Annotated in this window: 16 protein-coding genes; 4 read left to right on the top strand and 12 right to left on the bottom strand. The window is 69.9% G+C overall.

Going from position 1 to position 22,351, the window contains the following annotated elements:
* Window positions 1-65 precede the first annotated feature (65 nt).
* Both acnA and ACTMTI_RS27340 read right to left on the bottom strand, forming a co-directional pair.
* A complete protein-coding gene (acnA, locus tag ACTMTI_RS27345) occupies window positions 66-2,795 on the bottom strand; it encodes an aconitate hydratase AcnA (RefSeq protein WP_441123384.1) in 2,730 nt (909 codons plus the stop codon).
* Between the two features lie 145 nt (window positions 2,796-2,940).
* Window positions 2,941-3,669, bottom strand: coding sequence for a metal-dependent hydrolase (locus tag ACTMTI_RS27340; protein WP_441123383.1), 729 nt, complete (start codon window positions 3,667-3,669; stop codon window positions 2,941-2,943).
* Window positions 3,670-3,983: 314 nt separating this feature from the next.
* On the opposite strand from ACTMTI_RS27340, the gene ACTMTI_RS27335 reads away from it, so the two are divergent.
* Window positions 3,984-4,688, top strand: coding sequence for a PadR family transcriptional regulator (locus tag ACTMTI_RS27335; RefSeq protein ID WP_441123382.1), 705 nt, complete (start codon window positions 3,984-3,986; stop codon window positions 4,686-4,688).
* Window positions 4,689-4,799: 111 nt separating this feature from the next.
* Window positions 4,800-5,273 (top strand): DUF1707 domain-containing protein, encoded by a 474-nt coding sequence (locus tag ACTMTI_RS27330; protein WP_441123381.1) that lies wholly within the window; start codon window positions 4,800-4,802, stop codon window positions 5,271-5,273.
* Here the strand turns inward: ACTMTI_RS27330 and ACTMTI_RS27325 are convergent.
* The 6 genes from ACTMTI_RS27325 to ACTMTI_RS27300 all read right to left on the bottom strand — a co-directional run bounded on the left by ACTMTI_RS27325 (window position 5,261) and on the right by ACTMTI_RS27300 (window position 13,133).
* Complete coding sequence (locus ACTMTI_RS27325) at window positions 5,261-7,606, bottom strand: glycosyl hydrolase 2 galactose-binding domain-containing protein (RefSeq protein ID WP_441123380.1); 2,346 nt, start codon at window positions 7,604-7,606, stop codon at window positions 5,261-5,263. The two genes, ACTMTI_RS27330 and ACTMTI_RS27325, sit on opposite strands and share 13 nt — an antisense overlap.
* Before the next feature lie 11 nt (window positions 7,607-7,617).
* A complete protein-coding gene (locus tag ACTMTI_RS27320) occupies window positions 7,618-8,493 on the bottom strand; it encodes an ATP-binding cassette domain-containing protein (protein WP_441123436.1) in 876 nt (291 codons plus the stop codon).
* Window positions 8,493-9,434 carry an ABC transporter ATP-binding protein gene (locus ACTMTI_RS27315; protein WP_441123379.1) on the bottom strand — a complete coding sequence of 314 codons (942 nt, stop codon included), beginning with the start codon at window positions 9,432-9,434 and terminating at the stop codon, window positions 8,493-8,495. The genes ACTMTI_RS27320 and ACTMTI_RS27315 overlap by 1 nt, the downstream gene beginning before the upstream one ends.
* Window positions 9,431-10,315 (bottom strand): ABC transporter permease, encoded by an 885-nt coding sequence (locus ACTMTI_RS27310; protein ID WP_441123378.1) that lies wholly within the window; start codon window positions 10,313-10,315, stop codon window positions 9,431-9,433. Before ACTMTI_RS27310 ends, ACTMTI_RS27315 begins: the two co-directional genes overlap by 4 nt.
* Window positions 10,312-11,307: an ABC transporter permease gene (locus ACTMTI_RS27305; RefSeq protein WP_441123377.1), complete on the bottom strand. Its 996-nt coding sequence runs from the start codon at window positions 11,305-11,307 to the stop codon at window positions 10,312-10,314. Before ACTMTI_RS27305 ends, ACTMTI_RS27310 begins: the two co-directional genes overlap by 4 nt.
* A gap of 68 nt (window positions 11,308-11,375) precedes the next feature.
* A complete protein-coding gene (locus ACTMTI_RS27300) occupies window positions 11,376-13,133 on the bottom strand; it encodes an ABC transporter substrate-binding protein (protein ID WP_441123376.1) in 1,758 nt (585 codons plus the stop codon).
* Window positions 13,134-13,727: 594 nt separating this feature from the next.
* On the opposite strand from ACTMTI_RS27300, the gene ACTMTI_RS27295 reads away from it, so the two are divergent.
* Window positions 13,728-14,573, top strand: a complete 846-nt coding sequence (locus ACTMTI_RS27295) for a CAP domain-containing protein (RefSeq protein WP_441123375.1) — start codon at window positions 13,728-13,730, stop codon at window positions 14,571-14,573.
* A 157-nt stretch (window positions 14,574-14,730) separates the two neighbouring features.
* On the opposite strand, the gene ACTMTI_RS27290 is transcribed toward ACTMTI_RS27295, so the two are convergent.
* From ACTMTI_RS27290 to ACTMTI_RS27275, 4 genes are all read right to left on the bottom strand, one after another.
* Window positions 14,731-16,134 carry a sugar porter family MFS transporter gene (locus ACTMTI_RS27290; RefSeq protein ID WP_441123374.1) on the bottom strand — a complete coding sequence of 468 codons (1,404 nt, stop codon included), beginning with the start codon at window positions 16,132-16,134 and terminating at the stop codon, window positions 14,731-14,733.
* Window positions 16,135-16,208: 74 nt separating this feature from the next.
* Window positions 16,209-18,671: a polynucleotide kinase-phosphatase gene (locus ACTMTI_RS27285; protein ID WP_441123373.1), complete on the bottom strand. Its 2,463-nt coding sequence runs from the start codon at window positions 18,669-18,671 to the stop codon at window positions 16,209-16,211.
* Window positions 18,655-20,238 carry a 3' terminal RNA ribose 2'-O-methyltransferase Hen1 gene (locus tag ACTMTI_RS27280; RefSeq protein WP_441123372.1) on the bottom strand — a complete coding sequence of 528 codons (1,584 nt, stop codon included), beginning with the start codon at window positions 20,236-20,238 and terminating at the stop codon, window positions 18,655-18,657. The genes ACTMTI_RS27285 and ACTMTI_RS27280 overlap by 17 nt, the downstream gene beginning before the upstream one ends.
* A gap of 45 nt (window positions 20,239-20,283) precedes the next feature.
* Complete coding sequence (locus tag ACTMTI_RS27275; protein WP_441123371.1) at window positions 20,284-21,198, bottom strand: LLM class F420-dependent oxidoreductase; 915 nt, start codon at window positions 21,196-21,198, stop codon at window positions 20,284-20,286.
* A gap of 158 nt (window positions 21,199-21,356) precedes the next feature.
* On the opposite strand from ACTMTI_RS27275, the gene ACTMTI_RS27270 reads away from it, so the two are divergent.
* Window positions 21,357-22,343, top strand: coding sequence for a hypothetical protein (locus tag ACTMTI_RS27270; RefSeq protein ID WP_441123370.1), 987 nt, complete (start codon window positions 21,357-21,359; stop codon window positions 22,341-22,343).
* Window positions 22,344-22,351 lie beyond the last annotated feature (8 nt).

The raw sequence follows: 22,351 nt of genomic DNA, 5'->3' as shown, positions 1-22,351 counted from the left end.
TCAGCGAAGCAGCCGAGGGGTCCCCCGCCTCCGCCCGGCTCATGACCGGGCGGGGGCGTGGGAAGTCACTTGGCGAGCAGGGAGCGCAGGACGTACTGCATGATGCCGCCGTGCCGGTAGTAGTCGGCCTCGCCGGGGGTGTCGATGCGGACCACCGCGTCGAACTCGACGTCGCCGGCCTTCACGTGCACCGTGCGCGGGATGCCGCCCTTGTTGAGCTCCTCGACGCCCGTGATGTCGAACGTCTCCTCGCCCGTCAGCCCCAGGGACTCGGCCGAGGCGCCGTCCGGGAACTGCAGCGGGAGCACGCCCATGCCGATCAGGTTGGAGCGGTGGATGCGCTCGTACGACTCGGCGATGACGGCGCGGACGCCCAGCAGCGCCGTGCCCTTGGCCGCCCAGTCACGTGAGGAGCCTGAGCCGTATTCCTTGCCAGCCAGCACCACCAGGGGCGTGCCCTGGGCGGCGTAGTTGACGGAGGCGTCGTAGATGAACGACACCGGGCCGTCCGCCTGGGTGAAGTCGCGGGTGTAGCCGCCCTCGGTGCCGGGGGCGATCTGGTTGCGCAGGCGGATGTTGGCGAAGGTGCCGCGGATCATCACCTCGTGGTTGCCGCGCCGCGAGCCGTAGGAGTTGAAGTCCTTGACCTCGACTCCGTTGGCGCGCAGGTATTGGGCGGCAGGCGTGCCGGCCTTGATGGAGCCCGCGGGCGAGATGTGGTCGGTGGTGACCGAGTCGCCGACCTTGACCAGGACGCGGGCGCCGGCGATGTCCGTGACCGGCTCGGGCTTCTCTGGCATGCCGTCGAAGTAGGGGGCCTTGCGCACGTACGTCGAGGAGGGGTCCCACTCGAAGGTGTCGCCGGTCGGGATCGGCAGCGAGCGCCAGTGGTCGTCGCCCTTGAAGACGTCGGCGTAGTCGCGCTCGAACATGTCGCGCCCGATGGAGGAGTTGACCACCGCGGAGATCTCCTCCGGCGACGGCCAGATGTCCTTCAGATAGACCGGCTCGCCGTCATTGCCGATGCCGAGCGGCTCGGTGTCGAGGTCGAGGTCCATGGTCCCGGCCAGCGCGTAGGCCACCACGAGCGGCGGCGAGGCCAGGTAGTTCATCTTGACGTCGGGGTTGATGCGGCCCTCGAAGTTGCGGTTGCCCGACAGCACGGCGGTGACGGCCAGGTCATTGGCCTGGATGGCCTCGGAGATCTCCGGCAGCAGCGGCCCCGAGTTGCCGATGCAGGTGGTGCAGCCGTAGCCGACGAGGTTGAAGCCGATCTTGTCGAGGTACGGCTGGAGGCCGGAGCGCTCGAAGTAGCCGGTGACGACCTGCGAGCCGGGGGCCAGCGAGGTCTTGACCCACGGCTTGCGGGTCAGGCCCTTGTCGACGGCGTTGCGGGCCAGCAGCGCCGCGCCGAGCATGACAAACGGGTTGGAGGTGTTGGTGCACGAGGTGATCGCGGCGATCGAGACGATGCCGTGGTCGATCTCGAACGAGGTGCCGTCGGCCAGCGTGACCGGGACCGGCTTGTGCGGCCGGCCGCCGTTGGCGCGGGAGTTGGAGGCGGGCGCGTCGGAGGCCGGGAAGGACTCTTCGCCCTCTTCCTCGACGTCGTCGGTTACGTAGTTCTGCACGTCGTGGCGCCAGGTGGTCTTGGCGGCCGACAGGGCGATGCGGTCCTGCGGGCGCTTGGGGCCGGCGATCGACGGGACGACGGTGGCCAGGTCGAGCTCGATGTATTCGGAGAAGACCGGCTCGGGCGCGGCCGGGTCGAGCCAGAGGCCCTGGGCCTTGGCGTACGCCTCGACGAGGGCGATCTGCTCCTCGCTGCGGCCGGTCAGGCGCAGGTAGTCGACGGTCTGGCCGTCGATCGGGAAGATCGCGCAGGTGGAGCCGAACTCGGGGCTCATGTTGCCGATCGTGGCCCGGTCGGCCAGCGGCACGGAGGAGACGCCTTCGCCGTAGAACTCGACGAACTTGCCGACCACGCCGTGCTTGCGCAGGATCTCGGTGATCGTCAGGACCAGGTCGGTGGCGGTGGCGCCGGCCGGCAGCTTGCCGCTGAGCTTGAAGCCGACCACGCGCGGGATGAGCATGGAGATCGGCTGGCCGAGCATCGCGGCCTCGGCCTCGATGCCGCCGACGCCCCAGCCGAGGACGCCGATGCCGTTTTCCATCGTGGTGTGCGAGTCGGTGCCGACGCAGGTGTCCGGGTACGCCTTGCCGTCGCGGGTCATGACGACGCGGGCCAGGTGCTCGATGTTGACCTGGTGGACGATGCCGGTGCCGGGCGGGACGACCTTGAACTCGTCGAAGGCCGTCTGGCCCCAGCGCAGGAACTGGTAGCGCTCGCGGTTGCGCTCGTATTCGCGCTCGACGTTGCGCTGGAAGGAATCGGGGTGACCGAAGAAGTCGACGATGACCGAGTGGTCGATGACCATCTCGGCGGGCGCGAGCGGGTTGATGCGGGCCGCGTCGCCGCCGAGGTCGCGTACGGCCTCGCGCATCGTGGCCAGGTCCACCACGCAGGGCACGCCGGTGAAGTCCTGCATGATGACGCGCCCGGGCGTGAACTGGATCTCCACGCTCGGCGTCGCGTTGGGGTCCCAGCCGCCCAGCGCCCGAATGTGGTCGGCGGTGATGTTGGCGCCGTCCTCGGTGCGGAGGAGGTTCTCCAGCAGGATCTTCAGGCTGTACGGGAGGCGTGCGGCGCCCTCGACGGCATCAAGCCGGAAAATCTCATATGACGCGTCGCCGACGCGCAGCGTGTCACGGCTGCCGAAGCTGTTCGCGGACACGGTGATTCGCCTCCTCATCAGAGATGTGTTCAAGTCCAAATCCTGCCGCACAGCCGGAACGACAAGTACGTTAGGTAACCCTAACTCGCAGGCCGCGGGGGATGTCTCGACGTCAAGATATCTCCAAGGATATCTCGACATCAAGTTAAACAGGCGCGAGGCGCCAGAACAGCAGCCCGATGATCACCACGGACAGCACCGGGGCGAGGATCTTCTGCTCGAATTTCCTGCCCGTCTTGATGCCGATTTTCCATGGCAGCACGAACTTGGCCCCCAGTGGCCACAGCACCGGACATCCCCGCTCGGTCATGCAGTCGCCGACGACATGCATCAGGCACCCGACCCCGACCGCCAGCCCCAGCCAGGCATAACCGACCGACAGCGACAGGAAGACGGCGTAGAGCCCGGCGGTCAGCCCGATGTTGACCATGGCGGACCCCATCTTGTTGCCGGGGATCCCGACGCCGATGGCGCGCAGGGCGAGACCGATGAGGAGGACGACCATGATGTCGCGGCCGATGGGATAGGTGTTGGCCAGCCAGTGGGCTCCGAGCCCGAGCGCCACCGCGAAGACCAGTGAGTGCGTGGCCCCGCGATGCCCGCCGCTGATCCACGACACGCCCTTGCTGAGCACCCAGGTGACCGGGCCGAAGGTCTGCGCGATCGTGGCGCTCGGATGGTCGAGGTCGGGCAGCATCGCGGCGCCCGCGCAGATGATGGCCCCGGCGACCAGCTCGGCGGGATTGAGGGCGCCGGCCATGATCCCGGTCTCGACGAAGCGGGAGGACTCGTTCAGCAGCGGCAGTGCGGCAAGGGGCGGCGCCAGCCCCAGCCAGGCGATGGCCCCCGTCATCGCGTGCGTGTGCCCCATCATGATCGGGACTGTACGGCAAAGAAGCGCTTTACGCGCTGAGGCATGCCGCATGACCGGCTCCATGGCCGCACATTGCCACGCGGCCCCACCCTGACCCCAAACGCAGACGAGGTCGTCTCCGCGGCGACAGCACCCCCCAGCCCTGCCGACGCGGAACGACCTCGTCTGCTCTGAACAACGAGCCCCTCCCTGATCCTGTTCCCGGATTCCGCAACTTTTTCGTGATCTAGCTCACTCAACACCCGGGCTTGCTAGCGACACAGTATCGATATATCTTTGACGCATCGAGAATAGATCACGATATAGGAGGAAACATGACTTCCATCCACGCGCACGGCGGTCCCTGGCCCGGCGCACACGAGTACAAGCGGGCCGCCCGCGAGGCGTTCAAGGTCGTGGCCGACGCCTTCGAACAGATGGGCGGCCGGCACCACGAGCACCGGCAGCGCAGCCGCCGAGGCGGGCCGCCCGGCCCGTTCCCGTTCGACTTCGGCCGCGGCCCCTGGGGCGGGCCCCCGTGGGGCGGTGGCCACCGCGGCGGCTGGGGCGGCAGGGGCCGCAAGGCCAAGCGGGGCGACGTGCGCGCCGCGATCCTGGCGCTGCTGGCCGAGGAGCCGCGTAACGGCTACCAGATCATCCAGGAGATCGCCGAGCGCAGCGAAGGCGGCTGGAAGCCCAGCCCCGGCGCCGTCTACCCGGCGTTGCAGCAGCTCACCGACGAGGGCCTGGTGATCTCGGAGGAGAACGAGGGCCGCAAGAGCTTCCGCCTCACCGAGGAGGGCCGCAACTACATCGAGGCGCACGCCGACGAGGTACGCGCCCCGTGGGACGAGATGCGCCCGGACATCGACGACAACACCGCCGATCTGTGGCACATCGCTCGGCAGTCGGCCTTCGCAATGATGCAAATTCTCCAAACCGGAAACGACGCACAAATCCGGGAAGCGCGTAAGACTTTGGTAGAGACCCGGCGCAAGCTCTACCAGATCCTGGCCGACGACGAACCGGGCGACGAGTGACCCGCAATGGAGTACAGGCGGCATAGGCAACCGAGCCGCCTAACGGAGTGAGGCCATGAACGCGACCGGCGCCGCACCGGGTGGTCGGTTCGGTGAGAGTGAGGAACAGGCGTGGACCGCAATGATCTCCGCATCGGCGACGCCGAGCGCGAGCAGACGATGGCCGCCCTGCGCGAGCACTTCGCGCAGGGCCGCCTGACCCACGAGGAGCTCGACGAGCGGCTCGACCAGACGCTGACCGCCAAGACCGCCCGCGACCTCGCGAAGGTCACGGCCGACCTGCCGGGGCCCGCCGTCCGCGAGCCCGTCCCGCACTACGAGATGGACGCCTGGCGCGAGGCGATGCGGGCGCACCACCAGCAGTTGCAGTCCATGCGCCACGTGCGGCGCGACATGCGCCGGCAATGGTCACGCCGCCCGGGGCGGCGCCCTCACGGGCCCGGCCCGTTCGTGCCGATGCTCTTCGTGTTCATGATGCTGGGCCTGATCTTCGGCGGGTTCGGCATCTTCAAGGTGATCTTCATGGTGTGGCTGGTGGCCATGATCTTCAGTGTCGTCCACCGGCGCTTCCACTACCGGCGCTGACCCGCCTCGTTCACACACCGCAGGACGGGGAAGCTCGTCAGCGCCACGGGATCGAGGTCGCGGGCGGTGGTGACGTGGAAGACCGCGCTCTCACCCGGTAGCAGGGTGACGAGCTGGTCGTCCACGCTCGCGTCCGGGTCGAGCCGGTCGGGGAAGATCGCGAGCTCGCGCAGCAGGCTGATCGCGGTCACGACGACCCGGTAGCCGCCGGAGGCGCGTTCGACGCGCGCGTCGAAGGCCGCGTCCGGGAATTGCGCGGCTGTGTCCTCGGCGTAGAGGCGCACCGTGCGGGCGGCGCCCAGGCGGGCGGCCAGCAGTTCGCGTGCCGGGTCCTCGGGGGCGGCGACCGACGGCGGCAGCGCCACCCTGGTCACCGACCTGGGCGCCACGTAGACGGCGACGCTCTCCTTCGCGAGAGGCTCGCCGGTGAGGGTCTGCCTCACTAGGCTCAGCTCGCCCGACCAGGGCTCGGCGGCGTCGTTCACCACCGCCAGCTCGCCGTCCTGGACGGTGAGCAGCCGGTCGGCGTACGCGCGGCGCAGCGCGTACCACAGCGGTTTGCGCCGGCCGTCGCCGTCGATCGCCGACCACGACGTCACCGGCCAGCAGTCGTTGAGCTGCCAGACGATCGTGCCCATCGTCACCGGCATGAGCGAGCGGAACCGCTCGATCCCGAACGCCATCGCCCGCGCCTGGTTGAGCTGCGTCCGGTAGTGCCAGTCGTCGAACGTCTCGGGCGCCGGCAGGTGCTCGCCCAGCCCGCGCAGCAGCTTGGCCTGCCCGTCGATGGCCTTCTGGTGCGAGGAGTCCGGAGTCGGCGGGTCGTCGGAGGAGGCGCGGCGCAGGGTGGCGTACGCGGGCGGCCCCTGGAAGCCGAACTCGGCGACGAAGCGCGGCCGGTAGGCGGCGTACCGGGTGTAGTCCTCGCTGTTCCAGACGTCCCAGATGTGGACCGTGCCGCGGGCGGGGTCGTTGGGCGGCAGCCCTGGCGCGCCGGAGTACGGGCTGCCCGGCCAGTACGGGCGCGTGGGGTCGAGCTCGGCGACGATCTCGGGGAGCAGGTCGTAGTAGAAGCCCGCGCCCCAGCTGCGGAGTTCGAGCTCGTCCGGCCAGCCCCAGTCGGCGTGGCCCACGATGTTCTCGTTGTTGCCGCACCACAGCACGAGGCTCGGATGCGGGGCGAGCCTGGCGACGTTCTGCCTGGCCTCGGCGGCGACCTCGGAGCGGAACGGCTCCTCCTCCGGGTAGGCGGCGCAGGCGAAGGGGAAGTCCTGCCAGACCATCAGGCCCAGCTCGTCGGCCAGGCCGTAGAAGTCGTCGCTCTCGTACAGTCCCCCGCCCCAGATCCGCAGCAGGTTGACCCCGGCGGCCGCGGCCTGCCCGAACCGCTCGGCCAGCCGCTCCCGCGTGATCCGGGTGGGGAAGCAGTCGTCGGGAATCCAGTTGACGCCCCTGACGAAGATCGGGACGCCGTTGACCTTGAGCGTGAACGCCTCGCGCTCCAGCTCGACCGATCGGAATCCGATCTTCCCATGCCACTCGTCGTCGCCGAGGCGGACGGCCAGGTCGTAGCGGGGCTGGTCGCCGTACCCTCGCGGCCACCACAGGGCGGGATCGGGCACCTCGAGCGAGAGGACGGCGGCCCGCCCGTCGACGCGCTGCTCCGCGGAGATCCCGGCGATCTCGGCGGACAGGGTGAGCGGCTCCTCGGTGGTTCGCTCGACGCGGACGTGCACGTCGACGCGGCCGTCCGCGTACGCCAGCGGGCGCACCTCGGCCAGGCGGGCGCCACTCCAGCTCTCCAGCCCGATCGGGCGCCAGATCCCCGCCGTGACCAGCGTGGGTCCCCAGTCCCAGCCGAAGTTGCAGGCCATCTTGCGGATGAACGGGTAGGGCTCGTCGTAGGCGCCCGGCCGCGCCCCCAGCGCCGCCCGCCGTTCCTCCGCGTAGGCGTAGGCCGAGCCGAAGTGCACGGTCAGCTCGTTGTCGCCGTCGCGCAGCAGGTGCCGGACGGGGAAACGGTAGGAGCGGTGCTGGTTGGCGGTGCTCGCGAGGCGCACTCCGTTGAGGGTGAGCGTGGCGACCGTGTCCAGCCCTTCGCACACCAGGTCCGTGCGCTCGTGCTCATCCGGGGACCAGGTGAAGGTGGTGCGGTAGGTCCATTCCGTGCGGCCGATCCAGGCCAGCCGGTGCTCGTTGTCGTCCAGGTAGGGGTCGTCGATCATCCCGGCCGCGAGCAGATCGGTGTGCACGCAGCCGGGCACGGTCGCCGGAACCTCGGCGATGTCCTGCGACGACAGGGTCCAGCCGGCGTGCAACGGACGGTACGTCAAGTAGGTCTCCTTCAGCAGTTTTCGAGCTGGGCGCAGGCCACGAAATGGCCGGGTTCGGCCTCGATCAGGCCCTCGGTGGCGCCGCGCTCGTGGTAGAGGCAGGTGCCGACGGGCGCGGCGTCGTCCCAGGCCTGGTGCAGGCGCGGCACCGCGGACAGCAGCTCGCGCGTGTAGGGGTGCAGCGGGTCGCCGAAGACCTTGTCCGTCAGGCCCATCTCGACCACGCCGCCCTTGCGCAGCACCACCGTGCGCTCGGCGAGGTAGTTGCCGAGTGACAGGTCGTGCGTGATGTACAGCACGCCGAGGCCCCTGGACTTCAGTTCGGCCAGCAGGTTGAGCACGTCGATGCGGGTGGAGGCGTCCAGCATGCTGGTGATCTCGTCGGCCACCAGCAGCTTGATGTCCAGCAGCAGGGCGCGGGCGATGAGCAGGCGCTGCAGCTGGCCGCCGCTGAGCTGGTGCGGGTATTTGCCGAGCACCTGGCCGGGGTTGAGCCGCACGTCGCGCAGGGCCGCGTGGACCCGCTGGGCCCACTCCGGCTTGGGGACGGCCGGGTAGTAGGAGTCCTTGATCATGGCGAACACCCGGTCGGCCTTGAACACCGGGTTGAACGAGCTGAACGGGTCCTGGAAGATCCCCTGGATGCGGCGATAGTACTCCTTGCCGGCGCGTACCGGCAGGCCGTCGACGGTGATCGAGCCGCTGGTGACCGGGTTCAGGCCGAGGATCATGCGGCCGATCGTGCTCTTGCCGCTGCCGCTCTCCCCGATCAGGGAGACGACCTCGCCGGGCACGACGTCGAAGCTGACGTTCCGCACGGCCGTGACGCTCTTGCCGCCGAAGGCGCCGATCCTGAATTCCTTGGTGACGTCGTGGAGTGTGAGCATCATGCCTTCCAGCAGGCGACGTGGTGGGCGGGCGCGATCTCGACCGCGGGCGGATCCTGCGCGCATTCCTCCCCCGCGATCGGGCAGCGGTCGCGGAAGCGGCAGCCGGCCGGCGGGTCGAGCAGGGACGGCGGGCTGCCGGCGATGCCCTCCAGGCGCCGGTCGGCGTGGCGGACCCCGACCTCGGGCAGGGAGTCGATGAGCAGCCTCGTGTACGGGTGCCGCGGCGCCTTGACGATCACGTCGGCGGGCGCCTTCTCGGCGAGCTTGCCCGCGTACATGACCATGATGGCGTCGGCGATGTGGTGGGTGAGCGCGATGTCGTGGGTGACGAAGATCATGCTCTTGACGTAGCCGCTGTCGCGGAAGCCCAGCAGGGCACGGGCGACGGCCTTCTGGGTGGAGACGTCGAGCGCGGAGGTGACCTCGTCGGCGATCAGCAGGGACGGGTCGAGCAGCGTGGAGATGACCATCACCATGCGCTGCTTCATGCCGCCGGACAGCTCGATCGGGTAGCGGTCGAGCACCTCGCGGGGCAGGCCGACCTGGTCCATCCGGCGCTCCAGCTCGGCGGTGTCCAGGCTCGCGCCGCGGGATTTGAGCAGCTCGCCGACCATCTTGCGGATCTTGCGGGTGGGGTTGAGCGCGCTCATGGCGTACTGCGGGATGAGGGAGACCTCTTTGAAGCGGAAGTCGTTCATCGCCCGGTCGTCGGCGATGGGGAGCTCCCGGCCGTCGAGCACGACCCGGCCGCCGATGTGGCGCATGCGGCCGTCCATGCGGATGAGGCTCTTGCCCAGCGTGCTCTTGCCGCAGCCGGACTCGCCGACCAGGCCGAGGATCTCGCCGTCGGCCAGCTCGAAGGACATCCCGTCCAGGGCGCGGACCTCGCCCTTCAGCGTCCTGTAGTAGACCTTCAGCTCGCTGACCTGCAGACTCATGTCTCCCTCAGTTTCGGGTTGAAAACCTCGTCGAGGCCGACGTTGGCCACGTAGAGGGCGCCCACGATGGCGGTGATGGCCGCGCCCGGCGGGACGAACCACCACCAGAGGCCGAGCTGGAGCGCGCTCCACTGGTTGGCGTTCTGCAGCATCAGCCCCAGGGAGACCCCCTCGGTGGGACCGAGGCCGATGAAGTCCAGCGAGGAGGCGATGAGGACGGAGCCGCCGAACAGCAGGATGAACGTCATGAACAGGTAGGAGCTCATGTTCGGCGCGATCTCCCTGGTGATGACCCGCCAGGTGCCCGAGCCGCTCATCCTGGCCAGGTCCACGAACTCGCGGGTACGCAGCGAGAACGTCTGCGCCCTGATCGCCCGCGCCGCCCACGGCCACTGCGTCAGCCCGATGAACAGGCCCTGCACGGCCACGCTCCTGATGCCGAGGTACGCATTGATGATCAGCAGCACGGCCAGGGTGGGGATGACCAGGATGATGTTGGTCAGCATGTTGAGCACCTCGTCGACGATGCCGCCCAGATAGCCGGCCACGAAGCCGATGATCATGCCGATGACCGCCGCGATGCCGCCGCCGATCACACCGACGGCGAAGGTGCTGCGCAGGCCGTGCACGAACTGGGCGAAGATGTCCTGGCCGAAGGTGGTCGTGCCGAGCCAGTGCTCGGCGCTCGGCGGGCTCATGGGGCGGGTGCCGTACTCGTTGGGCGCGGCGTCCACGAACAGCGGGCCGATCAGGCCCAGCAGGAGCAGGGCGAGCACGATGCCGAGGCCGGTCATCAGCTTGCCGTTGCGCACCGCGAAGTAGATCGCCTCGCGCCGCACGCCTTCCCGCTCGCGCGGGGCGACTTCCTGAAGTGCCGTCATGCCTGCGCACCCGCCATTCCCGCCCTGGTCCGCGGATCGACCACGACGTAGACGATGTCGATGATGAAGTTGGCGATCAGCACGCCGAGCACGATGAACAGGAACGTGCCCTGCAGGAGGAAGAAGTCCTTGTTCTGGATGGCCTTGAGGATGAGGCTGCCCAGGCCCGGATAGGCGAAGACGATCTCGGTGACCAGCGCCCCGGCGATCAGCACGCCCAGTTGCAGGGCCAGGCCGGTGATCTGGGGCAGGACGGCGTTGCGGAAGGCGTACCTGCGGATGAGCCGGGCGGGGGCGCCGAGCGCCGACAGGTAGGTGGAGTAGTCGGACTCCAGCTCATAGATGATCATGTTGCGCATGCCGATCGCCCAGCCGCCCAGCGCCACCAGGAACAGCGACAGGAACGGCAGCGTCCAGTGGTGCAACAGGTCGAGCAGGAACGTCCACGACCAGTTCGGCCGCATCGAGAAGCTGTAGCCGCCGGCGACCGGGAAGAGTCCCGCGATCACGCCGAGCGCCCAGGCCAGGAGCACCGCCAGCCACATGTACGGCATCGCGGTCAGCACGTACCCGACCGGCAGGACGGTGTTGTCGAGGAGCTTGCGGCGGGCGGCGTACGCGCCGAACCGGTTGCCCACCACCCAGCTCAGCAGCACCGACGGGATGACCAGCCCCAGCGTGTACGGCACCGCGCCGCCGATCACGGTGCTGACCGGGGTCGGGAACAGCCAGATGCTGACCCCGAAGTCGCCCCGCAGCAGCGCGGCCCAGAAGTTGGCGTACTGCTGCAGCAGCGGCTGGTCCAGCCCGAACAGGTTGTTGTAGTAGGCCCGCATCGCCTCCACGGCCTCTGGCTTGGTGACGTTGGCCCGCGCGACCATGCTGGCGACCGGGTCGCCCGGCATGAAGCGCGGGATCATCCAGTTGACCGTGACGGCGACGAAGAAGGTCAATCCGTAGATGAGGAGTTTCCTGCCGAAATATCGACGCACGTGATCTTTCTCCGTGAAGGCCCCCGCCCCTGCTCGCGGGACGGGGGATGGCGAGTTCGGTCAGGAGGTCACGAGCCGGAGGGCTGGAGCTGGGTGAGCGTCTCGAAACCGCCGAGTTCGAGCCAGTTACGCCACATGACGGCGCCGGTCTTGGGGGCGCTGCCCGCCGCGGCCGGCCAGTTCTTCCACACGCTGGTGCCGGCCTGCGCCCACAGGCCGTTGTACCAGAGCGGGATGACCGGCATGTCGTCGAGATGGATCTGCTGGAGCTGGGAGATGACCTTGGTCATGCTCGCGACGTCGTCGGTCTTGACCTGGTCGAGCTGCTGGACGAGAGCCCAGGCCTGCTTGTTCTCGTAGCGGGCGAAGTTGACGGTGTTCTGCTGCTTCTGGATCGGGAGCTGGAACATGTACTCGTAGTAGGTGTACGGCGAGTTCGACAGCTGCCGCTCGTTGTTGATCAGCAGGTCGAAGTCGCCCTTGGTGCGCTTCTCGACCAGGGCGTTGAAGTCGGGGAAGTCCGGGGTGATCTGGATGCCGGCGGTCTTGGCGCTGGCCGCGATGGACCTGGCCGACTCCATCCAGTCGGTCCAGCCGGACGGCACGATGAGGGTCAGGCTGATCTTGGAGCCGTCCTTGTTCTCCACGAACCCGTCGCCGTCGCCGTCCTTGTAACCGGCATCCGCCAGCAGCTTCTTGGCCTTGGCGGCGTCGAAAGCGAAGCCGGACTTGGCGACCACGTTCTGGTCCACGAACTTGTCCCACTGCGGCAGCAGGCCGGTCGGGCTCGCGGCCTTGACGAGGTTGCCGTACACGCCTTCGACGATCTTCTTGACGTCGATCGAGGAGGCCAGCGCCTTGCGGAAGGCGGGGTCGTCCATCGGCTTCTTGGTCGTGTTGGGCACCAGCCACGCGGTGTTGGCCGACAGCATGTACGGAGGCTCGCTGTAGTAGGTCGTCAGACCGAAGTTGCCTTGGACCAGGTTGGCCACGCCGGGCAGGAAGTTGTTGCTGAGGTCCAGGCCCTTCTGCAGCAGCAGGCCCATCGCGACCTCGTTGCTCGGGGTGGCGATGTCGACGATGTAGCGCGGCTTGGGCTCCATGTTGAGCGCCGTCTTGCCCCACCAGTCGTCGCGCCGCTGCAGCACCACGCGATCCTGGTCCTTGCTCATGAACGTGTACGCGCCCGTGCCGACCGGGTTCTCGTTGACGCCGTCGAGGACCTCCTTCTCCGTCCGGCCCTTCCAGATGTGCTCGGGGACGATCGAGCGGCTGTAGAGATTGAAGTCCCACTGCTGGTAGTTGGCCTTGGAGAAGGTGAACTTCACGGTCTGGTCGTCGACGGCCTCGGCGTTCTTCAGCCAGTTCCACAGGTCGTGGTACGGGATCGTCTCCATCTTGCCGAGCTCGAAGGAGAAGACGACGTCCTTGGCGGTGAACGGCTGGCCGTCGGCCCACTTGATCCCGGGGCGCAGCTTGACCTCATAGGTGGTGTCGTCGATCCACGCGCCGCTGGCGGCCAGCCACGGCACCAGCTTGGCCGCGTTCGTGTCGTAATGGAACATGGTCTCGTACACCAGGCCCTTGGTGCCGACGGCCGAGTCCCACTCCCTGATGGGGTTGAAGTTGGCCGGCGGTCCCCACTGGGTTCCCGTGGTGTAGAGGGTCTCGTTGCGTGGCAGCTGATCGGGGTTGGCGCTGGCCACCGCGCCCTGGCTCTGCGCTGGTGAGGCCGGCGGGGCCGGCGTGGATCCGCCGCCGGTGCAGGCCGCGGCGAGCAGGCCCGCCGCCAGGAGCGGAATCATGATCCGAGCCCGGTTACGCATCGCTTCTCTCCTTCCCTCCGCGCCCGGCGCGGAGGTTCGCACGTGTGCTAGACACCCCCGAATGGGCCGGGCTCGGACGGGCCCGCGCCGCTCGCGGAGCCTCCCTTGGGAGCGCTCCCAGCCATGACGCAAGCACGCTCCCGCCTGTGAGACCGGTGAGCGATCACTCTTCAGAAACGCAGGTCACGGGACCCGCTGAACCGGATAAGTACCGCGAACGTAAATTCCGTATGTCTGCGCCGTCAATAGCCGTGACGCTTTCGAGACGTGCGTACCGGGACCGCTTACGAGGGCGCGGATGTGGCGCATCCAGGGACGATGCGGCGGGGGGCCGCGTCCTGTCGACTAACCGGTTCAACTGCCGGCTTCGCGACGCGACGCCCCGGCCCCGGCTCCGGCATGCGGGACGACGATGCCCGCGACACGGCAGGCGGCGAGCGGCGGAGGAGACGGCGAGTGTGCCCCAGACGCCTCAGTGATCACTTTGGTTTACCGCCGCATCACAGAAATGTCTGGAATTTCATGACAAATGGGTTGCGGTCCCGACAGAATGCGGAGCCATCCAGCGTCTACCGCAACTGGAGGAAACCTTCTATGCGTAGACCCCTAGGGGTACTCGCCGGGCTCGTGAGCGCCGCGGCCATCTGCACGCCGATCACCGCGGCCGAGGCCGCGACCGCGGCGGACACGACGGCCTGCCGCGTGAGCGTGGCCAAGCCGCGGCTCAGCGGCGCACTCAAAATAGAGTCGTTCGCCGCCCGCCGCGGCTGCTCCAGCCCCGCGCTGCTGCGCATCCGCATCAAGCGGGCCGTCCCGGGCCGCGACCCGGTCGTCAAGAGCGGGGCCACCAGGAACGGCCGCATCACCCTCGCCCTCCCGTGCGCGCCCGGCACCTACTACGCGGTCGCCACCGACTACCGCGGCCGCGCCGTCACGTCCAAGGCGGCCCGGCTGTCCTGCTCCCCGGGCGGCACCCCCACGCCCACCGCCACGCCCACCGCCTCGCCGTCCCCCACCAGCACGACGCCACCGCCGTCGTCGGGAACGGTCGGCACGGCCGAGGAGAACGAGGTCGTCCGCCTGACCAACGCCGAGCGGGCCAAGGGCGGCTGCCAGCCGCTCAAGCACGACGCGCAGCTACGCGCCGCCGCCTTCGGCCACTCCGATGACATGGCGAAGAACAACTACTTCGACCACGACTCCCAGGACGGCCGCACCTTCATGGACCGCATCAAGGCGGCCGGATTCACAGGGGGCTCGGCCTGGGCGGAGAACATCGCCTTCGGCCAGCCGTCCGCCGCCTCGGTCGTCCAGGGCTGGATGAACAGCTCCGGTCACCGCGCCAACATCATGAACTGCAAGTTCACCCTGATCGGCGTCGGCGCGGCCAAGAACTCCCAGGGCCGCATCTACTGGACCCAGGACTTCGCCGCCAAGTAGTCCTGCCCGGGTGAGGCGCGCAGGCGGCTCATCTCGCCCACAGTCCCTTCCTGCGGCCCGATCCGCGCCTCGGGCCGCAGGAAGGCCCCGTACGAGGGCAGCAGGTGCTACTCGGCGGCCGAGAGCAGGAGCGGCGTGAAGCCGGACAGAGCCGACGCTAACCCATCTCTTCGAGCTTGCGGCCCTTGGTCTCCTTGACCCATTTCGCGACGAACAGGAACGACACCGCCGCGCACAGCGCGTACCCGGCGTACGTCAGGGACAGGTTCCACGCGCCCAGGGGCGGGAACGACACCGTGATCGCCCAGTTGGCGATCCACTGGGCCGCGGCCGCCACGCCCAGGGCGGCGGCGCGGATGCGGTTGGGGAACATCTCGCCGAGCAGCACCCAGACCACCACGCCCCACGACAGCGCGAAGAACAGCACGAACGCGTTGGCGGCGACGAGCGCGACCGGCCCCTGCGGGTCGGGCAGTGAGACCGCGCCGTTCGCCGTCCTGGCCGCGCTGAACGCCCATGCCGCGGTGCCCAGCGAGATCGCCATCCCGGCCGAGCCGATCATGAGCAGCGGCCGGCGGCCGATCTTGTCGACCAGCGAGATCGCGATGAACGTGCCGATGATGTTGATGATCGAGCTGGAGAAGCTGATCAGCAGCGAGTCGCTCTGGTTGACGCCGACCGACTGCCACAGCACGGTCGAGTAGTAGAAGATCACGTTGATGCCGACCAGTTGCTGGAAGACCGACAGGATGATGCCGATCCAGACGATCGGCAGCAGCCCCAGGGCCTTGCCGCGCAGGTCCCTCAGCCCGGGCACGCGTTCGGTGCGGAGCACGTGCTGGATTTCCGAGATCCGCGCGTCGAGGTCCACGTCGCCGCCCTCGACCTCGGCCAGCACCTCGCGGGCCCGCCTGGTGCGTCCCGACATGATCAGGTAGCGCGGCGACTCGGGGATGCTCAGCGCGAACACCAGATACAGCAGGGCCGGCACCACGCAGGCGCCCAGCATCCACTGCCAGGCCTGCAGCGGCCCCAGGAGGTTGTTGACCGCGCCGCCGGCCAGGCGCGCGATCACGTAGTTGACCAGTTGCGAGACCGCGATGCCGAGCACGATGGCCAGCTGCTGGAACGAGCCCAGCCGGCCGCGGTAGGCCGGTGGCGCGACCTCGGCGATGTACGCGGGGCCGAGCACCGACGCCATGCCGATCGCGAAGCCCGCCATCACCCGCCAGCCCGCGAGGTCCCAGATGCCGAACGGCAGCATCTGACCGATCGAGCTGACCGCGAACAGCAGCGCCGCCACCTGCATGGACCGAGTGCGCCCCCACCGGTCCGCCAGCCCGCCGCCCGCCCAGGCCCCCACGGCGGAGCCCAGCAGCGCGATGGCCACCACGAACCCGATCTCGAACGACCCCGCCCCGAAGTGCCGCTGGATCCCGACGACCGCGCCGTTGATGACGGAGCTGTCGTACCCGAACAGGAACCCGCCGATGGCCGCGGCCGCCGTGATGAACACGACGTGTCCCAAGGGCTCGTGACGGGTGAACTGAGTGGCGGCCATGCCGGTCCTTTCCCCGGATCGGCGCGCGTACCCTCAGGCCGTGTCCGAACAGGGGCGCTTTACCGAAGCTTTACTCAAAGGCGCGGGTCGACCGGCTCCGACTCCAGGGCCAGCACGGCGAAGACCGGCTCGTGGACCCGCCAGGCCGCCTCACCGTCCGCCAGCCGCGCCAGCGCCTCCAGGCCCAGCGCGTATTCGCGCAGCGCCAGCGAGCGCTTCTTGCCCAGGAAGCGCCTGCGCAGCACGTCGAGCGACTCGGTGTAGTCGGGCCCGTAGATGATCCGCAGGTATTCGCGGCCGCGGACCTTGACCCCTGGCTGCACCCGGCCGGGCGCGTACGCGGCGGGCTTGACCACCATGCCTTCGCCGCCCGCGGCCGTCATCGACTCCCACCAGGCGGTCGCCGCGGCCCTGGACTCGGGCGCGTCGAGCGTGACGAACACGTGCTCGGTCCTGGCGATCAGCGGGGAGTCGAGCAGCGCCAGCGTGGACAGGTGCCAGGCGTGCGGCTCCAGCGCCGTGGCCCGCCCCTCGCAGGCCAGGATCTGGAACGGCGCCACCTTGATCCCCTCGATCCCGTCGACCGGCCAGCAGTAACGGGCATAGGCGTCGCGGAACAGGGCAGCGTTGTGGGAGCGGCGGCGGGTGCGAAGAAGCAGATCGCCCACATCCAGCCCGCGCCCGGCCGCCGCCTCAAGAGCCGAGATCGCCTCGGGCAGCGCGGCGCGGGCGGCCGCGCCGACGGATGCGTACTGGCTTCTGATCAGCTCGCCGGCCTTCGCCGACCAGGGCAGCAGCTCGCAGTCGAGCACCACCCAGTCGGAGCCGAGCTCGGCCCACAACGGCTCGCAAGCCACGCGCAGCCGCTCGACGAGCGGCCCGGTGTCGGCGAAGAACGGCCGCCCGGTGCGGGTGTAGACGGCGCCCGCGCTGCCGTCGGCCACGCCGAACCTGGCCGCGGCCACCTCGGGCGTCCTGGCGAGGACGGCGACGGCGCGCGAGCCCATGTGCTTCTCCTCGCACACGACCTCGCGCACCCCGGCGGCGGCGAACTCCTCGAACGCCTCGTGCGGGTGCTCCAGGTAGCCGTCGAGCTTGGAGGTCTCCGGCGGGGCCATGGTGGGCGGCAGGTAGACCAGCCAGCGCGGGTCCACCGCGAACCGGCTCATGACCTCGAGCGCGGCGGCCGCGTTCTCCTGAAGGACCTTGACCCGGGCGCCGAACCTGGTCTCGACGTGCCGGGTGCCGATCACGTCGTTGATGTCGAGCATGCCGGGGTCGCGGACGGCGCCGGCGCCGAGCGGCTTGGCCGGCTCGTACCAGATCTTCTCCGCGGGGACCTGGACGATCTCGCGTTCGGGGTAGCGCAGGGCGGTCAGGTGGCCGCCGAACACGCACCCGGTGTCGAGGCAGATCGTGTTGTTGATCCACTCGGGCTTGACCGTGGGCGTGTGGCCGTAGACGACCATGGCGCGGCCGCGGTATTCCTCGGCCCACGGGTAGCGGATCGGCAGGCCGTACTCGTCGGTCTCGCCGGTCGTGTCGCCGTAGAGGGCGAAGGCGCGTACCCGCTTGGAGGCGCGCCCGTGGTAGGCCTCCTTGAGTCCGGCGTGCGCGACGACGAGCCGGCCGTCGTCCAGCCGGTAGTGGCTGAGCAGGCCGTCCATGAACGTCCTGGCCCGCTCGACGAACTCGGGCGGCTCGGCGGCGAGCTGGTCGAGCGATTCCCGCAGGCCGTGGCCGACCTTGACGTCGCGGCCGTTCAGCGCGCGCACCAGCTTCTGCTCGTGGTTGCCCGCCACGCAGATCGCGGTGCCCGCCTCGACCATGTCCATCACCAGGCGCAGCACGCCCGGCGTGTCGGGGCCGCGGTCCACCAGGTCGCCGACGAACACCGCGGTACGGCCCTCGGGGTGCCTGACGCCCTCCCAGCCGAGCCTCGTGAGCAGCGTCTCCAGCTCGGCGCGGCAGCCGTGCACGTCGCCGATGATGTCGAACGGCCCGGTCAGCTCGGTCCTGTCGGACCATGCCTTCTCGTACGTGATCTCCGCGTTGTCGATCGCGTCGAGCCCGCGCAGCACGTGGACCTTCCTGAACCCGTCGCCGGAGATCTTGCCGAGCGAGCGGCGCAGGTCCTTGCGCTGGCGGATCACCACGCCGCGGCCGAAGTCGCGGTCGGACCGGGCCGCGTTGCGCTCGATGGCCACCTCCTCCGGCACGTCCAGCACGATCGCGTCGGCGAGCACGTCGTGCTTCCTGGCCAGGTCGATGAGGCTCTTGCGGGCGGCGTACTGGACGTTGGTGGCGTCGACCACGGTGCGCAGCCCTCTGGCCAGGCGCACGCCGACGATGTGGTGCAGCAGGTCGAACGCCGCCGGGGTGGCCGACTGGTCGTTCTCGTCGTCGGCGACCAGGCCGCGGCAGAAGTCGGAGGAGATGACCTGCGTGGGCTTGAAGTGCTTCTTGGCGAAGGTGGACTTACCGCTGCCGGAGACGCCGACGAGCACCACGAGGGAGAGCTCAGGAAGGCTGATCACGGGTGAACACTCCCATCTGGGTGGGCGGGCCGACCTCGGGGTCGTCAACGCCGACCGGCTCGAACGCGACTCGGTAGCCGTAACCCCCGGCGACCCTGGTGGCCCACGCGGCGAACTCGGCGCGGGTCCACTCGAAGCGGTGGTCGGGGTGGCGCAGGCCGGTCAGGAACTCGTAGCGCACGTTGTGCTCGATGTTGGGGGTGGTGACGAGCACGTGCTGCGGCCTGGCGTGGCCGAACACGACGCGTTCGAGCGCGGCCAGGCGGGGCGGGTCGACGTGCTCGACCACCTCCATGAGCACGGCGGCGTCATAGCCCTTGATCCGCTTGTCGGTGTAGGTGAGCGCGCCCTGGAACAGGGTGAGCCGGGCGCGCTTGGCGTCGGGCATGCGGTCGAGGCGCAGCTTGCGGGCGGCGATGGTGAGCGCCATCGAGGAGACGTCCATGCCGGCGACCCGGGCGAACCTGGGCCTGGCCAGCAGCGCGCCGACCAGCTCGCCCTGGCCGCAGCCCAGGTCGACCACGCTGACCGCGCCCAGCTCCGCCAGCTTGGCCAGCACGGCCTCGCGCCGCTGGACGCTGAGCGGCTTGGGCTTGGGCTCGCCCGCCTCGCTCCCGTCCGCCACGGCTGCGGCATCAGGCACGCCCACCTCGCTCCCATCCGCCACGGCTGCGGCATCAGGCACGCCCACCTCGCTCCCGTCCGCCACGGCTGCGGCATCAGGCACGCCGGCCTCGCTCGCGTCCACCGCGGCGGCCACCTCGTCGGCGGCGGTCTCCTCGGCCGGGGCCTCCTCCGCGACCGGCGGCTCCAGCTCCTCCTCCATCTCGTCGCCCAGTTCGGCCAGCCTGGCCAGCGCGGTGCGGGCCAACGCCGAGCGCCGCCCCAGATAGCGCCGGGTGATCAGGCCGCGCTCCGGGTGCCCGTGCAGCCAGCCCTCGCCGGCCCTGATCAGCTTGTCGACCTCGTCGGGCGCGATCCAGTAGTGCTTGCCGTCGTCGAGCACCGGCAGCAGCACGTAGAGGTGGTTGAGCGCGTCGGCCAGCCGGCAGGTGCCGCGCAGGGTGAGCCGGACATAGCGCGACTCACCCCACTCGGGAAAGCCTTCGTCGAGCGGTAACGCCTCAGCGTCGACCGCCCACCCGAGCGGCGAGAACAGCCGCCGCGCCAGGTCGGCCCCGCCCCGGCAGGGCAGCGCGGGCAGCCGCAGCTCCAGCGGCAGCGCCCTGCCGGGCAGCTCCGGCCTGGCCTTGCAGCGGCCGGCCCGCGCGGTGCGGAACACCTCGCCCAGCGCCACGGCCAGCAGCGAGGAGGCCGCGTAGGGACGGTCGTTGACGTACTGCGACAGACTGAAGTCGGGCGAGCTCTTGCCGCGGGACCTGACCAGCGCGATCGGGTCGACCTCCAGCAGCAGCGCCGCCGTGCAGCGCTCCTCGCCCGCCTCCGGATAGAACACCGTGGCCGTGCCGGACGACTGGCTGAACTCCTGCACCCGCTCGGGATGCTTGTGCAGGAGAAAGCCCAGATCGGTGGCGGGTCTCGCGGTGGTCGTGATCGTCAGCAGCACGTCCCAAGTCTGCCGTAACCGTGCCGAGCGCCGCCAACCGATTACTCAGACGTGCGGCAGCACCTCGGCGGCGATCAGCTCCAGGTGCTCGAGGTCGCCGAGGTCGAGGATCTGCAGGTAGACGCGCTCGGCGCCGAGCTCGGCGAACTCGCCGATCTTCGCCACGACCTCCGCCGGAGTGCCGCACAGGCCGCCCGCGGACATGGTGTCCGGGTTCTCGCCGATGGCGGCCGCGCGCCGCTCGACCTCCGCCCGGTCGGCGCCCACGACGGTGGTCTGCGCCACCGACAGCCGGATGCTGCGCCCGGTCTGCTCGCATGCTTCGCGTACCCGCGCGAACGCCTCACGAGTGTCGGCGAGAGTGCGGAACGGCACGTTGTACTCGTCGGCGTACGTGGCCGCGAGCCGGGGCGTGCGCTTGGCGCCGAATCCGCCGATGATCACCGGCGGCCTGGGCGACTGCGCGGGCTTGGGCAGCGCGGGCGAGTCGGCCAGCCGGTAGTAGCGGCCCTCGAACGCGTACGACTTCTCCGCCGTCCACAGGCCGGTGATGATCTCGAGCTGCTCCTCGAACCGCCCGAACCGCTCGGCCGTCGGCGGGAACGGGATGCCGTACGCGGCGTGCTCGCCGTCGTACCAGCCGGTGCCGAAGCCCAGCTCGGCCCGGCCGCCGCTCATCTGGTCGACCTGCGCCACGCTGATCGCCAGCGGCCCGGGCAGCCGGAACGTGGCCGGCGTGACCAGGGTGCCCAGCCGGATCCGCGAGGTCTCCCTGGCCAGGCCGGCAAGGGTGATCCAGGCGTCGGTCGAGCCCGGTCCCGGGTCGCCGGGGCCGATGCGCTGGTAGTGGTCGGACCGGAAGAACGCGTCGAAGCCCAGCCGTTCGGTGGCCTGGGCGACTGCGAGCAGGTCGTCATATGTCGCGCCCTGCTGGGGCTCGGTGAAGATCCGCAGCTTCATGACGCCATTATCCGCACACAACGGACGTGAAGCGGAAAAGGGCCGCGCCGTGCCGCGCACGCTTGCTAACGTTCGCCGCAAGTGCCGTACGTAGCCGACCGACCACGTACCGCTCTCTTTGGGGGTGTCACATGCCACGGCACGGAAGGGAGCTTGGCATGCTCCCTCGTCCTCTCGCGATCCTCGGGGCGCTCGCGCTCACCGCCGCGACCGCCGTGGCGATCCGCCTGCTTCCCGCGGGCGCCGCCGCTCCGGAGCCGGCCAAGCCGCTCGCGCGGCACTCCCCCGCCGTCTCACGGGCGGTGGCGGCCGTGCCGGGCGGCGCCTTCGTGGGCTTCGTCGACACCGCCGGGGAGCCCGATGTCGACCTGCCGGCCCAGTCCCGCCGCACCGGAGTGCTGCACTACGCGCTCGGCCACCTGGTCGCGGGCGACGCCGACGGCTGCGTACCGGAGTGGACCGGCCCGCACCCCGGCCCTCTCGACCCCGGCGACAACCCGATGGCCGACGGGATCGACCGCCTCCGGGCGCTCGGCGGCGACGCCGCGCCCGTCTTGGGCGGCCCGGACGGCCGGGAGCTGGCCGTCACCTGCACCAGGCCGGGCGGCCTGGCCGCCGCCTATCGCAGGGTGGTCGGGGCGTTCGACGCCACCGCCGTCGACTTCGAGATCCGCGACAGCGAGGACGACGCCGCGGTGCTGCGCAGGGCCCGGGCCATCCGCGCCTTGCAGCGCGAACGGCCGCTGCGGGTCAGCTTCACGCTGCCGCTGAAACCGTCGGGGCTGGCCGACGACGACGTCGCGATGCTGCGCACCACCCGGCAGGCGGGCGCGGAAGTCGGCGCCGTCAACCTGCTGGCCGCCGTGGAGCCGCGCACCGCTTCCGAGGGCCGTCTGAGCAGGCTCGCGGCGGCCGTCCACGCGGCCAGGGACCAGATCGCACAGGCTCAGGACCTGCCGGACGCGGAGCAGGCGTGGCCGCGCGTCGCCCTGACCCCCGTCCTGGCCGGCGCGGGCGACCTGAGCGAGTCCGACGCCCGCGCGCTGACCGGCTACGCCACCCGCCACGGGCTGGCCTGGCTGTCACTACGCGGCGTCACCCCGTCGCGGGACGTGGCGCGGATTCTTTGGGGTATCCGGCCCTGAATATAGGA

It is taken from the genome of Nonomuraea sp. H19 (assembly GCF_052068215.1).
GTDB lineage: Bacteria > Actinomycetota > Actinomycetes > Streptosporangiales > Streptosporangiaceae > Nonomuraea.
This window is presented reverse-complemented; position numbering and strand designations above follow the sequence as displayed.

What these genes read in the sequence shown, in the direction of transcription:
- ACTMTI_RS27335 (WP_441123382.1), top strand. Translation starts at nt 3,984, where the DNA reads ATGACTTCCATCCACGCGCACGGCGGTCCCTGGCCCGGCGCACACGAG.
- ACTMTI_RS27300 (WP_441123376.1), bottom strand. Translation starts at nt 13,133, where the DNA reads ATGCGTAACCGGGCTCGGATCATGATTCCGCTCCTGGCGGCGGGCCTG.
- ACTMTI_RS27340 (WP_441123383.1), bottom strand. Translation starts at nt 3,669, where the DNA reads ATGATGGGGCACACGCACGCGATGACGGGGGCCATCGCCTGGCTGGGG.
- ACTMTI_RS27320 (WP_441123436.1), bottom strand. Translation starts at nt 8,493, where the DNA reads ATGCTCACACTCCACGACGTCACCAAGGAATTCAGGATCGGCGCCTTC.
- ACTMTI_RS27270 (WP_441123370.1), top strand. Translation starts at nt 21,357, where the DNA reads ATGCTCCCTCGTCCTCTCGCGATCCTCGGGGCGCTCGCGCTCACCGCC.
- ACTMTI_RS27310 (WP_441123378.1), bottom strand. Translation starts at nt 10,315, where the DNA reads ATGACGGCACTTCAGGAAGTCGCCCCGCGCGAGCGGGAAGGCGTGCGG.
- ACTMTI_RS27275 (WP_441123371.1), bottom strand. Translation starts at nt 21,198, where the DNA reads ATGAAGCTGCGGATCTTCACCGAGCCCCAGCAGGGCGCGACATATGAC.
- ACTMTI_RS27315 (WP_441123379.1), bottom strand. Translation starts at nt 9,434, where the DNA reads ATGAGTCTGCAGGTCAGCGAGCTGAAGGTCTACTACAGGACGCTGAAG.
- ACTMTI_RS27290 (WP_441123374.1), bottom strand. Translation starts at nt 16,134, where the DNA reads ATGGCCGCCACTCAGTTCACCCGTCACGAGCCCTTGGGACACGTCGTG.
- ACTMTI_RS27295 (WP_441123375.1), top strand. Translation starts at nt 13,728, where the DNA reads ATGCGTAGACCCCTAGGGGTACTCGCCGGGCTCGTGAGCGCCGCGGCC.